This window comes from Streptomyces sp. NPDC097640, assembly GCF_040302705.1.
Classification (GTDB): domain Bacteria; phylum Actinomycetota; class Actinomycetes; order Streptomycetales; family Streptomycetaceae; genus Streptomyces.
This window is the reverse complement of sequence record NZ_JBEOSB010000005.1, coordinates 340,055-354,645: the sequence shown is the minus strand read 5'-3', so window position 1 is coordinate 354,645 and position 14,591 is coordinate 340,055. Positions and strand designations below refer to the sequence as shown.

The following is a 14,591-nucleotide window of genomic DNA, read 5'->3' as shown; positions in this document are numbered from 1 at the left end:
GATGCCCGGGCACACCGACAACGAGATCACGATCGCGGCACCGATGGACCTCGTCTGGGACATGACCAACGACATCGAGCGCTGGCCCGACCTGTTCAGCGAGTACGCCTCGGTCGAGGTGCTGCGGCGGGAGGGGGACACCACCACCTTCCGGCTGACCATGCACCCCGACGAGAACGGCAAGGTCTGGAGCTGGGTGTCCGAGCGGGAGACCGCCCGCGATGTGCACACCGTGTGGGCGCGCCGGGTCGAGACCGGCCCGTTCGCCTTCATGAACATCCGGTGGGAGTACGAAGAGACGCCCAAGGGCACCCGGATGCGCTGGACCCAGGACTTCGAGATGAGGCCCGACGCGCCGGTCGACGACGCCGGGATGACGGACCTCATCAACCGCAACTCCAAGGTCCAGATGGAGCTCATCCGGGACAAGATCGAGCAGCGCGCCCGCGCGACGGTGGAGGCCTGACGATGTATCGCACCATGATCGTCGCCAAGATGAACCGGGACGCGGGGCCCGACATCGCCAAGGTCTTCGCCCACTCCGACCAGGGCGAACTGCCGCAGCTGATCGGGGTCACCGGCCGCAGCCTGTTCCAGTTCGGCGATGTGTATCTGCATCTGATCGAGGCCGAGCGGCCGCCGGCGGAGCAGGTCGCCCGGTACGTCAAGCACCCGGAGTTCCGTGACGTCAGCGAGCGGCTCCAGCCGTTCGTCCAGGCGTACGACCCGGAGACCTGGCGGGAGCCGAAGGACGCCATGGCCCACGAGTTCTACCGCTGGGAGCGCGACCGCGCCTGACCAGGGCCGGAAAGGAGGCGGGAAGGGAGCACCACTGTGGTCGCGGAATGGGTGCGCTGCGAGCGCTGCGCCGACCTGATCTACGGCAAGAGGTTCGCGCGCACCCTGCGCGTATGTCCGGACTGCGGCTGGCACAGCCCGCTGACCGCGCGGCAGCGGCTGGACCAACTGCTCGACGCCGGCTCCGCGGCGCCGGTCGGTGAGGTCCAGCCGCTGCACGATCCGCTGGAGTTCACGGACACCCGGCCGTACGCGGAGCGGCTGGCGGACGCGCGGGCGAAGACGGGGCTGCGGGAGGCGGTGATCTGTGCCCTGGGCCGGATCGAGGAACAGCCGGTGGTCGTGGCGGCGATGGACTTCCGGTTTCTCGGCGGCAGCCTGGGCTGCGGGGTGGGCGCGCTGATCTGCGAGGCGGCACGGACCGCCCTCGCGCGGCGCGTCCCGCTGCTGCTGGTCACCGCCTCCGGCGGGGCCCGGATGCAGGAGGGCGCGCTGGCCCTGATGCAGATGGCCAAGACCGCGCAGGCGATGGCCGAGCTGGACGAGGCCGGGATTCTGACGGTCACGCTGATCACCGATCCGACGTACGGGGGCGTGGCGGCGTCCTACGCCACCCTCGCCGATGTGCTCGTCGCCGAGCCGGGCGCGCGGCTGGGCTTCGCCGGGCCCCGGGTCATCGAGCAGACGACCGGGGAGCGGCTGCCGGAGGGGTTCCAGACGGCGGAGTTCCTGATGGAGCACGGCATGATCGACAACATCGTGCCGCGCTCCGCGCTCCGTCCCACCCTGGCCCGGCTGCTGGCGCTGGGCCGCCCGGCCCCGTCCGAGGCCGGAGCAGGGGCCGGAATCGAGGCCGGGGCCGAGCCGGCCGAGGTGCCGCACACCGTCCCCGCGGGGCAGCGCCCGGCCGCCGCCGAGGGCCGGGCGGCGCGGGGCACGGTCGTACGGCGGCTCGAGGAGGTGGCGGAGCGGGACGCCTGGGAGGCGGTGCGGACGGCCCGGCAGTCCGAACGCCCCACCGTGATGGACTACTTCGGCCAGATCCTCGACGACTTCCACGAGCTGCACGGCGACCGGCTCCTGGAGGACTGCCCCGCCGTGGTCGGCGGCCCGGGAAGGCTGGGCGGGCGGCCGGTGATGGTGATCGGGCAGCACAAGGGCGGGGCGAGCCTGGCGGAGCGGCAGGCGCACCGGTTCGGGATGCCCGCGCCCAGCGGCTACCGCAAGTCCGCGCGGCTGATGCGGATGGCGGCCAAGCTGGGGCTGCCGGTGGTCACCCTGATCGACACACCGGGCGCCCACCCGGGCCCGGACGCCGAGCGCGGCGGCCAGGCGCTGGCCATCGCGGACAATCTGCGGCTGATGTCGCGGCTGCCGGTGCCCGTGGTGGCGGCGGTGGTCGGCGAGGGGGGCAGCGGTGGCGCGCTCGCGCTGGCCGTCGCCGACCGGGTGCTGATCAGCGCGGGCGGCATCTACTCGGTCATCAGCCCCGAGGGCTGCGCCGCCATCTTGTGGAAGAACCCCGAGGCGGCCAGGGCCGCCGCGGCGGCCCTGCATCTCGACCCCAGGGAGCTGCTGCGGCTCGGGGTGGTCGACGGGGTCGTACCGGAGCCGCCGGACGGCGCCCACCGCGACCCCGCCAAGGCCGCCGCCCTGCTCGGCGACGCGCTCGCCGAGACCCTCGGCGAGCTGGTGCCGTGGGACCCCGGCCGGCTGCTGCGGGCGCGGGCGGAGCGCTTCGGCCACTTCGGGCTGGACACGGGGGTGACCGCCGGGTACGCCGGCGGCCGGCTACACACCGATAGAGGTACATCGTGACACCGGACAGCCACACCACGGACCATCGCGAGAACGGGCACCGGCCGGGCGCGGTCGTGCTGCCCCCGCACACCACGCTGGATTCGCTGTGCCGCAGCGTGACGGAGCTGGCGAAGGCCGCGGCGAAACAGCCGCGGCGCATCACCCTGCGGCACGGACAGACGACGGTGGAAATGGAGTGGCCCGATCCGGCCGGTCCTGACCACGCGTCCTCCGGTGTCCCCATGCCATCGGCCCCCGCCGCCCCGCCGGCCCCCGCCCCGCCACCGCATCCGGAGACACACACAGCCGGACCGGACCCCGCGGTGACCGACGGGGCGCGGCCGGAGCCCGGGACCCGGCAGACGGGGGCCGGGCTCCGGTTCGTGTGCGCGTCGACGGTCGGCACGTTCTACCACGCGTCCGAGCCGGGATCCCCGCCGTTCATCTCGGTCGGGGACACGGTCAAGCCGGGGCAGCCGATCGGTGTGCTCGAGGTCATGAAGATGATGAGCACCGTCGAGTCGGACGTGGCCGGGCGGGTGGTGGAGATCCTGGTGCCCAACGGGCAGCCCGTGGAGTACCAGCAGCCCCTCATCGCGGTGGAGCCCGGGCCCGCCGCCGGGCCGGTGTGATCCGCGTGTTCTCCACCGTACTCGTGGCGAACCGCGGCGAGATCGCGGTGCGTGTGCTGCGCGCCTGCCGGGAGCTCGGCATGCGCACCGTCGCGGTGTACTCCACCGCCGACCGCGACTCGGCCCAGGTCAGGCTCGCGGACGAGGCCGTGCACATCGGCCCGCCGCAGTCGAAGGCCAGCTATCTCAGCGTCCCGGCGATCATCGAGGCGGCGCGCCGCACCGGGGCGCAGGCCATCCACCCCGGATACGGATTCCTGTCCGAGGACCCGGACTTCGCGGAGGTGTGCGAGGACTCCGGGATCACCTTCATCGGCCCGCCGGCCGAGGTGATGCAGCGCCTCGGCGACAAGGCGGCGGCCCGCGCGCTGATGGCGGAGGCGGGCCTGCCGGTGCTGCCGGGCAGTACCGGAGCGGTGGCCACGCCCGCGGAGGCCAGGGACATCGCCGGGCGGATCGGCTATCCGCTGATCCTCAAGGCGGTGGCGGGCGGCGGCGGGCGCGGCATGGCGGTGGTCCGCGAACCGGACGCGCTGGTGCCCGCGTTCAACGAGACGCGCGCCCACGCCCGCGCGGTGTTCGGCGACGAGCGCCTCTACATGGAGCGGTTCGTGGAGGACGCGCGCCATGTGGAGGTGCAGGTCCTCGCGGACCGGCACGGCAAGGTGGTCCACCTCGGCGAGCGCGACTGCTCCGTACAGCGGCGCCACCAGAAGATGGTGGAGGAGGCGCCCGCGCCGAATCTGCCCCAGGAGCGGCGCACCGCGATGTGCGCGGCGGCGGTGCGCGGCGCGGCGGCGGTGGGCTATGTCGGGGCGGGCACCTTCGAGTTCGTGCTCACGCCCGACCACGAGTTCTATCTGATGGAGATCAACTGCCGGCTTCAGGTCGAGCACCCGGTCACCGAGATGGTGACCGGGATCGACATCGTCCGGGAGCAGATCCTCGTCGCCGCCGGGCAGCCCCTGACGTTCGGTCAGAGCGATGTGGTGCGGCGCGGAACGGCGATCGAGTGCCGGGTCAACGCCGAGGACCCGGACCGCGGCTTCGCGCCCACACCCGGCACGCTGACGGAGTTCACACCGCCCGGGGGGCCTTTCGTGCGGGTGGACACCCATGCCTTCCCGGGGTGGCGGGTGGGCCCGGACTACGACTCGCTGCTGGCGAAGGCCGTGGTCTGGGCGCCCGACCGCGAGCAGGCGCTCGCCCGCATGGACCGGGCCCTGGGCGAGTTCCGGGTCGGCGGCGGTGGCGTACGGACCACGCTGGGCTTTCTGCGGCGGGTTCTGGCGCGCCCGGAGTTCCGGTCGGCGACGCACACCACGGGGCTGATCGGAACGATGGGCCGAAAAGATGATTCGGCGTCAGCCCATTCGCGCGGCGAACGAGTGAAGTCGACGGATATCTCCACCCGGAGGGCTTACAACCGGCCCGACGACAGGCCGCGTCAAGTGGCAGCGGGGCCCCCCGTCGCTGACGGTTGATAAGACACCTACACGATCCCTTTATCTGGCAAATGTCAGTAATCGCGCAGGTGCCGGAAGGAATGACTCATGCGATCTACTCGCGCACTCATCGCCGGGGCGGCGCTCGCCGCATCCGTGTCCCTGGGCGCACCTGCCGCCGCGTTCGCCGCTGACGTCTCCGACCCGGGCGGCCAAGGCGGCTACTCCAGCGGTCAGGAGTCCGACGAATACGGCTCCGGCAGCTCCTGGAAGGAGAAGGAGAACAAGGAGGGCAAGGAGGAGGGGGACTGGAGCGGCAAGAGCAAGGAAGAGGACTTCGGCAAGGAAGAGTTCGGCAAGGGCAAGGAAGAGTTCGGCAAGGAGAAGGAAGAGGACTTCCGCAAGGAAGAGTTCGGCAAGGAGAAGGAAGACAGCTGGGGCGGCGGCAAGGGCAAGGAAGAGGAGAAGAAGGAGGAGGGGGGCTGGGGCGGCAGCAGCTCCTGGAAGGAGAAGGAGAAGGAGAAGGAGGGCGAGCACGGCAAGCCCCACGGTGGCGTCCACACCGGTGGCGGTGGCATGGCCACGACCGGTGGCGGCATGGCCGCCGGCTCGCTCCTGCTCCTCGGCGGCCTCGGCGCCGGAGCCTACGCCCTGCGTCGCCGCAAGCCCACCGGCACCGCGATCTGAGGGTGAACGAACTCTTTTCATAGCCCCGCTGCCGTGGCCGGCACCGCTTGTCGCGGTCGGCCACGGCAGCGCCGCTCTCCGCCGGCGAAGAAAGGCAGTTTCCCCATGGGCAAGCAGGGCGGGGCCGACGGCAACACCCGCGCTCTCCGCTGGGCCGCCGCGTCGGCCCTCATCGGCGTCTTCCTGATCTACAACTCGGTCGACGCGGCCTCCACCCAGCCATCGCCATCGCCGAAGAAACCGGCGGCCAGCGGGCCGGTGCTCACCCCCCGCCCGGAGACGGCCGCCCCCCAGGAGGTCCGGCTCGGGCCGGCGCTGCCGCGCTCGCCCGCCAGACATCTGGACATCCCCTCCATCGGGGTGAGCGCGCCGTTCACCGAGCTGACGCTCGACCGGTCGGGGGTGCTGATCCCGCCGCCCTCCGACAACAACAACCTGGCCGGCTGGTTCAACGGCGGCCCGTCCCCCGGAGAGCGGGGCAACGCCATCGTGGCGGGGCATGTGGACACCAAGACGGGCCCGGCGGTGTTCTATCCGCTCAGCACGCTGAAGCGAGGGGGCCGGGTGACCATCACCCGCGCCGATGGAATCGTCGCGACCTTCGTCGTCGACTCGGTGGAGACGTTCAGCAAGGCGAACTTCCCCGACGACCGGGTGTACGGGCAGACCCCCGACGCGCAGCTGCGCCTGATCACCTGCGGGGGTTCATACGACCGCACCGTCCGCGACTACACCGACAATGTCGTGGTGTTCGCCCATCTCGAGTCCTTCCGGTGGGCCTGAGCCACCGTCCGGGAATGCCCCCCGATCAGCCGGGTGCCCGCGTGAACACCGCCACGCGGGCACCCGGCTGGGCTGTCGTTGTTTACCCGGGCACCCGGCTGTCGAACGCGTGCAGATAGGGGTTGACGGGGGCGATGCCGGTGACGCTCAGCCCGGCCTCGGTCATGCGCGTCACCAGGCTGTCCGAGGAGTGTTTCCGGCCCCCCACGTTGAGGAGCAGGAACAGGTCCATGGCGGTGGTGAACCTCATCGAGGGGCTGTTGTCGATCAGGTTCTCGATCACCAGGACCCGGGCGCCGGGCGGGGCCGCCGCCACCACGTTGGCCAGGGTCCGGCGGGTGGACTCGTCGTCCCACTCCAGGATGTTCTTGATGATGTACAGGTCGGCCCGCACGGGGATCTCCTGCCGGCAGTCGCCGGGCACCAGCCGGGCGCGCGAGGCCAGCGGCCCGCCGTCGCGCAGCCGCGGATCCGCGTTCGCCACCACCTGCGGGAGGTCGAGCAGGGAGCCGCGCAGCGCCGGGTGCTTCTCCAGCAGGGACGCCAGGACGTGTCCCTGGCCGCCGCCGATGTCCGCCACCTCCGCGGCCCCGCCGAGGTCGAGGAAGGCGGCGAGCTCCGCGGCGGACTGCCTGCTGGAGGTGGTCATCGCCTTGTCGAACACGCGGGCCGAGTCCGGCGCGTCCTCGTGCAGATAGGCGAAGAAGCCCTTGCCGTGGATCTCGTCGAACACGCAGGTGTCCGAGCGCACGGCCTCGTCGAGCCGCGGCCAGGTCTGCCAGGTCCACGGCTCGGTGCACCACAGGCATATGTACTTCAGGCTGTCCGGGGCGTCCTCGCGCAGCAGCCGGGACATCTCGGTGTGCGCGATCCGGCCGTCCTCGGTCTCCGCGAAGACGCCGCAGCAGGCCAGGGAGCGCAGCAGCCGGCCCAGCCGCTCGGGCTCGGCGCCCACGGCGGTGGCCAGCTCCGCGACGGTGGCGGGCCGCTCCCCCAGGGCGTCGGCGACGCCCAGGGAGGCGGCCGCGCGAACGGCGGCCGCCCGCGCCGCGCCGAAGACGAGTTCGCGCAGCTGCGGGGCGGCGGCCTTGGGCGGAACGCCGTCGGCGGGGGCGGTCGCCGTTGTGGTGGGGGTGGTGCGTATGGACGTCATGACGCCTCCTTGGCGCAGTGTCCGACAGGCTCGGAGACCGTGCAGGTGTTGCCCTCGAAGGTGTTGCCGGGACCGGCGTCCCGGTCGGCGATGTCCGCGGGCTGGTTGTTCGCCATCAGGTTGTCCTTGATGGCGTTGCCGCTGTTCTTGGCGCCCACGGCGCTGGGGAACAGCACGATTCCGCCGGACATCGGTGAGGTGCCCGCGTTGTCCCGCACCGTGTTACCGGTGATCCGGACCTCCTCCACGCCGGTGAGCAGGATTCCGGTGCCCTGGATGAAGTCGAGGCGGGGGTTGGGCGGGCAGTACTTGTTGTTCTCGTAGACCTGGTTGCCGACGATGGACAGGTCCCCGGCGCGGGGTGTCCCCTCGTCGCCCACGACGAACACGCCGCCGCAGTTGCCGGTGAGGGTGTTGGACTCGACGGTGAGCACCCTGACGCGCCGGATGCCGACCCCGACCCGGTTGCCGGTCAGCCGGTTGCCCCGGATGACCGCGCCCTTGGTGTCGATGGCCGCGCCCTCCTCGTCGACGGTGTTGGCGATGAAGATGCCCGACTGGCCGTTGTCCTTGGAGGTGTTGGAGCGGAAGACACCGCGGGTGGACTTCTCCTGGCCGATGCCCTGCCGGCCGTTCTGCTCGGCGGTCACCGTGCGTACGTCCATCTGGTCGGTGTGCTTCCCCCAGATGCCGTCCTTGGCGAAGCCGGTGACCTTCAGCGAGCGGATCCGCACACCGGTGACGGGCTGTTCGGCCGTACCGGTGACACAGATGCCGGTCTGGGCCATGGCGCAGGCGTTGGTGCCCGCCTGCTCCGGGGGCTGGATGACGGTCGTCTCGCCCGCCCCGCGCAGGGTCAGGCCGGAGGTGGTGATCAGCACGTTCTCCCGGTAGGTGCCGGCCTCGACGAGGATGGTGTCACCGGGCTTGGCGGCGTCCACCGCGGCCTGGATGGACTCGCCCGGGTGGACGGTGTGCTGGGTGTTGGCGTGGGCGGTCGGCAGCGGACCGAGTTCGATGACGAGGGCGGCCGTGAGGACCGCGAGATAGCGAAACTGACGAGTGCGCATGAACAGAAAGCTAGGTAGGGTGCGCGCCACCTGCCACTTATGCCCCCTTATGCACTAACCGCCCCGACTCGCCGGGCCCAAGGGGTGTCTGCCGCATCGCCTGCGGCGCCGCGCGTTACGCGTCGCGGGCGAGCACGCGGGAGGAGCCGACCGGGAGGTCCCACAGCGCCTCGCGCGGCAGCCGCGCCGCCTCCCACGCCGCGCGGACCCGCAGCAGCGGCTGCAACGGGGGCTCGGCGGAGAGCAGAAAGGTGGACCAGTGCATGGGCATCATCACCCGCGCCCCCACATCCCCGAACGCCCGTACGGCCTCCTCCGGGTCCGTGTGCACCGTACGGAGCATCCAGCGCGGCTCGTACGCGCCGATGGGCAGCAGCGCCAGGTCGATCCCCGGGTAGCGGCGGCCGATCTCCCGGAACCAGTGCCCATAGCCGGTGTCGCCCGCGAAGTAGCTCCGCCGCCCGCCCGGGGCGGTGATGACCCAGCCGCCCCACAGGGAGCGGCAGGTGTCGGTCAGGGTGCGCTTGCTCCAGTGGTGGGCGGGCACGAAGTCGAACCGCACCGGCCCGTCCGCGCCCGGCAGTTCGGCCGCCTCCCACCAGTCCAGCTCGGTGACGTCGGTGAAGCGGCGCGCCCGGCACCAGGCGGCGAGCCCGGCGGGGACGAACAGCGGGGTGGCGCGCGGCAGCCGCTTGAGGGTGGGCGCGTCGAGGTGGTCGTAGTGGTTGTGGCTGATGACCACCGCGTCGACGGGCGGCAGGTCCTCCCAGCGCACCCCGACCGGGGTGACCCGGGGCGGGGTGCCGAGGATCCGGCGGGACCAGACGGGGTCGGTGAGCACGGTCAGCCCGCCGGTCCGCAGCACACAGCTGGCGTGCCCCGCCCAGGTGACCGCGGTGTCGCCGGGCCCGGCGACCGGCAGCGGGCCCGGCTCGAAGGGGAGTTCGGGGATCTGCCGGAGGGTCTCGACGGGCGGGCGCAGCCGGCCCTCGCGGGCCAGCCGGGCGATCGCCCGGACACCGGGCAGCGGGGAGGTGAGGCGGTGGGTGAACGACCGCGGCCAGGTGCGGAGCTCACCGCGGGGGCGCGGGGCGGCGAGCGGCGGGGCCGCCGCCGACTGGCCGGGGCGCGTCCGCGCGGCGGGGCGTCGCCCGGCCGGCTGCGCCTGATCTGCCGGCTGGGCCTGATCTGCCTGATCGGTCATGGCAGTGGGCTCCCTTCTGTGCCGGTCGGCCTCGGTCCGGCCTGGGCCAGCTCGCGGAAGGCCGTCTCGAAGGCGGACAGCGCCGCGGCCACATGCGGCACCCGCAGCGGGTCCGCGGCGGCGAGGGCGGCCAGCCGCGCCTGGTCCCCGGTGCCGAGCAGCGGCAGGGTCGAAAGGCGCACCCGCAGGGTGTGCGGGGCGTCGCCGAAGCGGTGCCCGCCCGGTACGGGCCGGCCCAGCCGCCGGGTCAGCTCGCGCTCCAGCTCCACCGAGTCGGTGATGCCGCGGGCGGCCAGGTCGCCGCGCAGCTCGTCGAGGTCGGCGTACAGCTGACGGCCGGCCTGCGGGGGGCGGCACAGCGCGCCGACGGCGGTGAGCGCGCGGTAGGCCGCCGCGGCCACCGCCCCATGGGCGCGGGCCGCGGCCGCCGTACGCTCGCGGACCGGCTCGGGCTCGTCGAGGGCGTGGGCGGCGGCCGCGGCCACGGGCGGCAGCGGCGCGCCCCGCACCGCGTCCAGGGTGGACAGCACCCGGGCGCGCAGCTCCGCGCCGCGCTCGGTGGCGGGGAACCGGGCGACCGCGGCGGGCCAGCCGGGCGGGGTGAAGGCGCCGGCCAGGTCGGTGACCACCACCACGTCCTCGGGGCACATCTCGGCGGGGCTGAGCAGCACCGTGCCGTGCGGGTGGTGCACGGTGTCCCGCCAGGTCTCGTCGCTCACGATCAGCAGCCCCTCGGCCACGGCCGCCTCGCACACCTCGTGCAGCAGCTCGGGCGGCGCGGTGGTGCCGGTCGGGTCGTCGGCGACGGACAGCAGCAGCACGCGCGGCTCGCCCTCCTCGGCGCGGACCCGGCGGACGGTCTCCAGCAGCGCGAACGGGTCGGGGACGCCGCCGCACTCGGCGGGCACCGGCGCGTGGTACGCGGGGCGGCCGACCAGCCGGGCCAGCGGTGCGTACCAGGCGGCGCTCGGCCGGGTCAGCAGTACGTCGCCGCCGACCGCGGCGAGCAGCGCGAGCAGCAGCGGCTGCCCGCCGGGGGCGGCCGTGACATGCCCGGGGTCCGTCCACAGGCCGCGCCGCTCCCAGTAGCCGCAGGCGGCGGCGCGCAGCGCCGGGCCGCCGCCGACCGGCTCGGGCGCGGTGCGGCCGGCCGCGCCGGCGAAGCGCGCGGCCAGCTCCGGGAGGACCGGCAGGCCGCCGCTCTCCGGGTCCGCCGGAGCCGGGGCGGTCAGCTCCCGCTGCATTCGAAACACACCTCCGGATCGACGGAATCGAGTTTCCGTCCCGCCCCGTCCACCTTCGCAGATCAAAGGATCCAGCGGCGGAGCCGACACGTGGGCCGGTGCCGTTTGCCCGGGGCGGCGGCGGGCACCCGGCCCGTATGACAGGGATGCCTCAGCAACGCGACGTGGTGGACCTGCTCACCGCGGACCACCGCGAGGTCCAGGTTCTCTTCGAGGGATACCGGGCGAACGCCGACCCGGGGCAGCGGCGGCTGCTGGTGGAGCGGATCACCGTCGAGATCGTCCGGCACTCGGTCGCCGAGGAGCAGTATCTGTATCCGACGGTCCGCAGGGCGCTGCCCGACGGGGACGAGGTCGCGGAGCGGGAGATCGAGGAGCTGTCCGAGGCCGAGCGGATCCTGGGCGACCTGGAGGATCTGGACCCCGCCGACCGGCGGTTCGACTCGCTGGTCCGCGACCTGTACGACGTGGTGTCCATGCACATCCGCGGCGAGGAGGACGTGATCTTCCCCGAGTTGCGCGAGCGGCTCACCGAGGAGGAGCGGATGGCGCTCGGGCTGCGGGTCGGCGAGGCCAAGGCCGCCACCCCGGACCCGCCGGCCGGGCAGATCGGCGGCGGGCAGGCCGGCGGCGGGCAGGCCGGCGGCGGGTCGGTCAGCACGGGGCGTCCGCTCGCCGAGCGGGTGCGGGAGTGGCTCTCCGGCCCGGGCCGGGCCTGACGAGCCTGATCAGAGCCTGATCAGAGCCCGCTCGATGTCGCGGCCACGGGTGCGTACGACGGTCTCGGCGAGCTGGGCCAGCTTGCGGTTGGTCCGCTGGGAGGCGCGCCGCAGCAGGTCGAAGGCGGCGTCCGCGTCACAGTCCAGCGCATGCATCACCATGCCGCACGCCTGGTCGACCACCGGGCGTGAGCGCAGCGCCGCGTCCAGCCTCTCCAGCTCGGTCAGCGCGGCGCGGTAGCGCACATCGCGCGCCAGGCTCTCGGTGGCGAGGTCGCCGAGCAGCCGGATGGCGCCCCGAGCCGCCTCCGCCAGGGGGCCGGGGCGCAGCCCGTAGACGGAGATCGTGACGGTCAGGCCCTCGCGGACGAAGGGCAGGGCGGCGCTGGAGCGCACGCCCGCGTCCAGCGCCGTGGCCCGGTAGTCCGGCCACCTCCGGTCGTGCAGGAGGTCGTCCGCGGCGGCCGGGCGGCCGGTGGCCCGGGCGGCCGGGATCGGGCCCTCGCCCGAGGCCAGCTGCACCGCGACCAGCGCGGACAGATCGGGATGGGTGGCCGCGCTCGGCTGATCACGTAGAACAGGGCCGGGGTCGAGGAGGGCGGTGGCGGTGGCCCCGCAGCCGGCGGGGGTGCACGACGCGGCCTGTTCCGCCAGCACGGCGAGGCCGCGGTCCAGCGAGGGGAGACACTCCGGCATGGTCGGGTCCAGTCCTTCCTCATCCCGTCTCTTCGGCTGCCCACCGCCCGGCCGGGGAAACGAGCGATGCGCGGATCCGCCTCCCCCGGGCGGGCTACGGTGAACGCATGTCCGGGGCACAGGAGTACGGCGCGGAGTTGGCGGATTTCCGCGCCCGCGTCGCCGAACTGCGGACCGCGCGAGCGCTGCCCTCGCACGAGCGGGACTCCGTACTGGACGCCGCCCTCATCGAACTCCAGCATGTGGCGGAGGTGCTGTGGCCGTGGTATGAGCGGCTGGCCGCCGCCGACCCGGGCCCCGGCCGCACCGATCCGCAGGAACAGCGGCTGCTGCGCGCCCTGTTCCAGCGGCTGCCGACCGCCGTCGCCCTGCTGGACCGCGACTGCGTGGTGCGGCGGATGAACGCCTCGGCCGCGCAGCTCTTCCGGACCCGCGCCGGCGACGCCGCCGGGCGCCCGCTGACCGACTCGCTGCGGCCCGACGGGCGGGCGGTGCTGCGCTCCCAGGCCGCCGCCGTCGCGCGCGGCGAGGGCGGGCGCGGCCTGGTGGTGCGGCTGCCGGGGCCCGACGGCGGGGCGCTGCGGGCGACCCTGACGGCGCTGCACCCGCCGGACGAGCCGCACCCCGCCGTGCTGGCGGTGTTCCAGCCCACCGGCCCGGACGAGGCCGACGTCCAGCCACGGACACCCCGGCCCGACCTTGACGAGGTGACGCGCCACGCCGAGCTGCTCGACCTGGTCGACGACATGGCCACCGCGCTGCTCGCCACACCGGCGCCCGACGGCGACGGCCCTGAGACCGTCCTCGGCCGGGCGGCCGCCGTGCTGCACGGCCGCTTCGCGGACTGGGTGATCGCCGATGTGTGTCCGGACCCGGCGCGGCCGGAAGCCGTCCGCCGGGTGGTGACGCTGGGCCCGCCGGAGGCCGCGGGCTCCCGCGCGGGCTCGGTGGCCGGGCAGGACCCGGCCGGCTGTCCGCTGGTGGCCGAGGCGATACGCGACGGGGCCGCCGCGCTGCGGGTGCGGCCCCAGGACGCGGACGCCTTCGGCCACGACGCCTCGGGCGCGCCCGTCCTGGTCCGCGAGGAGGTCACCTCGCTGCTGTGCGTCCCGCTGCGCGCCGCGCCCGCGGCGCCGGTGCTGGGCGCGCTCACGCTCTTCCGTACGGGCGGGCGCGGGGCGTTCGCGATGGCGGAGGCGGGCGTGGTGGAGCGGGTGTCCCGCCATATCGCCCTGGCGCTGGGCCGAGTCCCGCCCCCGTAGCTCCGCGGTGTTTCCTTCCCCGCACCCCGGTTACCCGTCACCCCGTGGCACCAGCGCCGTGAGTGGCGGCAGCGCCGTGAGTGGTGGCGCGCCATGACGGGCACGAGCGTTCGAGGAGGGCCCCGCCATGACCGAGTACGGCTATTTCCTGGCCGCGGAGGAACACGGGCCCGCCGACCTCGTCGAGCAGGCGCGGATGGCGGAGCAGGCGGGCTTCTCGCGCCTGTGGATCTCCGACCACTACCACCCCTGGAACCGGGAACTGGGCCAGGCCTCGTTCGTCTGGTCGGTGATCGGCGCGCTCGCCCAGGCGACCTCGCTGCCCGTGCAGACCGCGGTGACCTGCCCCATCATCCGCGTCCATCCGGCGATCGTCGCCCAGGCCGCCGCCACCAGCGCGGTGCTGCTGGGGGGCCGCTTCCGGCTGGGGGTGGGCTCCGGGGAGGCGCTGAACGAGCATGTGCTGGGCGACCGCTGGCCCCAGGCGGCCATCCGGCTGGAGATGCTGGAGGAGGCCGTGGCGGTGATGCGCCAGCTCTTCGAGGGGCGCCAGGTCAGCCACCACGGCAAGCACTACACGGTGGAGAACGCGCGCCTGTACACGGTGCCCGAGGAGCCGGTGCCCATCGACATCGCGGCCTTCGGTTCGGCCGCCGCCGCGCTGGCCGGGCGGGTCGGCGACGGCTTCATCACGATGGTCCCCGACGCCGAGCTGGTCGCGCGCTTCCGGCGCGGCAGCGGCGCGGGCGGCAACGCCAAGCCGGCCAGCGGGGGCCTCCAGGTGTGCTTCGGCCCGGACGCCGACGACGCGCTGCGCACCGCTCACCGGCTGTGGCCGGCCGTGGCGCTGCCGGGCGCGCTGCTGACCCAGCTGGCCACCCCCGCCCAGTTCGAGCAGGCCGGCGAGCTGGTCACCCCCGAACGGCTGGCCCAGCAGGTGACCTGCGGCGACGACCCGGACGCGCATGTGGCCGCGCTCAGCGCGTACGCCGACGCCGGATTCGACACCGTCTACGTCAACCAGATCGGCCCCGAACAGCGCGGCTTCTTCGACTTCTACCGCACCAAGGTGCTGCCGCGGCTGACCGGCTGAGCCGG

15 protein-coding genes are annotated in these 14,591 nt (G+C 73.8%); 10 read left to right on the top strand and 5 right to left on the bottom strand.

The window, feature by feature from the left end:
- Position 1 precedes the first annotated feature (1 nt).
- The 7 genes from ABTY62_RS10085 to ABTY62_RS10055 all read left to right on the top strand — a co-directional run bounded on the left by ABTY62_RS10085 (position 2) and on the right by ABTY62_RS10055 (position 6,145).
- The gene (locus ABTY62_RS10085; RefSeq protein WP_311728355.1) at positions 2–466 is read left to right on the top strand and encodes an SRPBCC family protein; all 465 of its coding nucleotides are present in this window, start codon (positions 2–4) and stop codon (positions 464–466) included.
- 2 nt (positions 467–468) lie between these two features.
- Positions 469–798 (top strand): TcmI family type II polyketide cyclase, encoded by a 330-nt coding sequence (locus tag ABTY62_RS10080; RefSeq protein WP_352128942.1) that lies wholly within the window; start codon positions 469–471, stop codon positions 796–798.
- Between the two features lie 36 nt (positions 799–834).
- Positions 835–2,616, top strand: a complete 1,782-nt coding sequence (gene accD, locus ABTY62_RS10075) for an acetyl-CoA carboxylase, carboxyltransferase subunit beta (protein WP_352128941.1) — start codon at positions 835–837, stop codon at positions 2,614–2,616.
- Positions 2,613–3,230, top strand: coding sequence for an acetyl-CoA carboxylase biotin carboxyl carrier protein (locus tag ABTY62_RS10070; RefSeq protein WP_352128940.1), 618 nt, complete (start codon positions 2,613–2,615; stop codon positions 3,228–3,230). The genes accD and ABTY62_RS10070 overlap by 4 nt, the downstream gene beginning before the upstream one ends.
- Before the next feature lie 5 nt (positions 3,231–3,235).
- Positions 3,236–4,714 (top strand): acetyl-CoA carboxylase biotin carboxylase subunit, encoded by a 1,479-nt coding sequence (gene accC, locus ABTY62_RS10065; RefSeq protein WP_352128939.1) that lies wholly within the window; start codon positions 3,236–3,238, stop codon positions 4,712–4,714.
- Between the two features lie 69 nt (positions 4,715–4,783).
- Complete coding sequence (locus ABTY62_RS10060; protein WP_352128938.1) at positions 4,784–5,362, top strand: hypothetical protein; 579 nt, start codon at positions 4,784–4,786, stop codon at positions 5,360–5,362.
- 105 nt (positions 5,363–5,467) lie between these two features.
- On the top strand, positions 5,468–6,145 hold the full coding sequence (locus tag ABTY62_RS10055) for a class F sortase (protein ID WP_352128937.1): 678 nt from the start codon (positions 5,468–5,470) through the stop codon (positions 6,143–6,145).
- An 82-nt stretch (positions 6,146–6,227) separates the two neighbouring features.
- Here ABTY62_RS10055 and ABTY62_RS10050 read toward each other — a convergent pair whose 3' ends face one another.
- The 4 genes from ABTY62_RS10050 to ABTY62_RS10035 all read right to left on the bottom strand — a co-directional run bounded on the left by ABTY62_RS10050 (position 6,228) and on the right by ABTY62_RS10035 (position 10,816).
- Positions 6,228–7,298: a methyltransferase gene (locus ABTY62_RS10050; RefSeq protein WP_352128936.1), complete on the bottom strand. Its 1,071-nt coding sequence runs from the start codon at positions 7,296–7,298 to the stop codon at positions 6,228–6,230.
- The gene (locus ABTY62_RS10045) at positions 7,295–8,368 is read right to left on the bottom strand and encodes a right-handed parallel beta-helix repeat-containing protein (RefSeq protein ID WP_352128935.1); all 1,074 of its coding nucleotides are present in this window, start codon (positions 8,366–8,368) and stop codon (positions 7,295–7,297) included. The genes ABTY62_RS10050 and ABTY62_RS10045 overlap by 4 nt, the downstream gene beginning before the upstream one ends.
- 115 nt (positions 8,369–8,483) lie before the next feature.
- Positions 8,484–9,572 (bottom strand): MBL fold metallo-hydrolase, encoded by a 1,089-nt coding sequence (locus ABTY62_RS10040; RefSeq protein WP_352128934.1) that lies wholly within the window; start codon positions 9,570–9,572, stop codon positions 8,484–8,486.
- Positions 9,569–10,816, bottom strand: coding sequence for an aminotransferase class I/II-fold pyridoxal phosphate-dependent enzyme (locus ABTY62_RS10035; protein ID WP_352128933.1), 1,248 nt, complete (start codon positions 10,814–10,816; stop codon positions 9,569–9,571). Before ABTY62_RS10035 ends, ABTY62_RS10040 begins: the two co-directional genes overlap by 4 nt.
- A 146-nt stretch (positions 10,817–10,962) precedes the next feature.
- Here ABTY62_RS10035 and ABTY62_RS10030 point away from each other — a divergent pair, with 146 nt between their 5' ends.
- Positions 10,963–11,535: a hemerythrin domain-containing protein gene (locus ABTY62_RS10030; protein ID WP_352128932.1), complete on the top strand. Its 573-nt coding sequence runs from the start codon at positions 10,963–10,965 to the stop codon at positions 11,533–11,535.
- 9 nt (positions 11,536–11,544) lie between these two features.
- On the opposite strand, the gene ABTY62_RS10025 is transcribed toward ABTY62_RS10030, so the two are convergent.
- Positions 11,545–12,231: an ANTAR domain-containing response regulator gene (locus tag ABTY62_RS10025; protein ID WP_352128931.1), complete on the bottom strand. Its 687-nt coding sequence runs from the start codon at positions 12,229–12,231 to the stop codon at positions 11,545–11,547.
- Between the two features lie 107 nt (positions 12,232–12,338).
- Here ABTY62_RS10025 and ABTY62_RS10020 point away from each other — a divergent pair, with 107 nt between their 5' ends.
- Both ABTY62_RS10020 and ABTY62_RS10015 read left to right on the top strand, forming a co-directional pair.
- Positions 12,339–13,493 carry a PAS domain-containing protein gene (locus tag ABTY62_RS10020; RefSeq protein ID WP_352128930.1) on the top strand — a complete coding sequence of 385 codons (1,155 nt, stop codon included), beginning with the start codon at positions 12,339–12,341 and terminating at the stop codon, positions 13,491–13,493.
- Positions 13,494–13,620: 127 nt separating this feature from the next.
- Positions 13,621–14,586 carry a TIGR03557 family F420-dependent LLM class oxidoreductase gene (locus ABTY62_RS10015; protein WP_352128929.1) on the top strand — a complete coding sequence of 322 codons (966 nt, stop codon included), beginning with the start codon at positions 13,621–13,623 and terminating at the stop codon, positions 14,584–14,586.
- Positions 14,587–14,591: the final 5 nt, after the last annotated feature.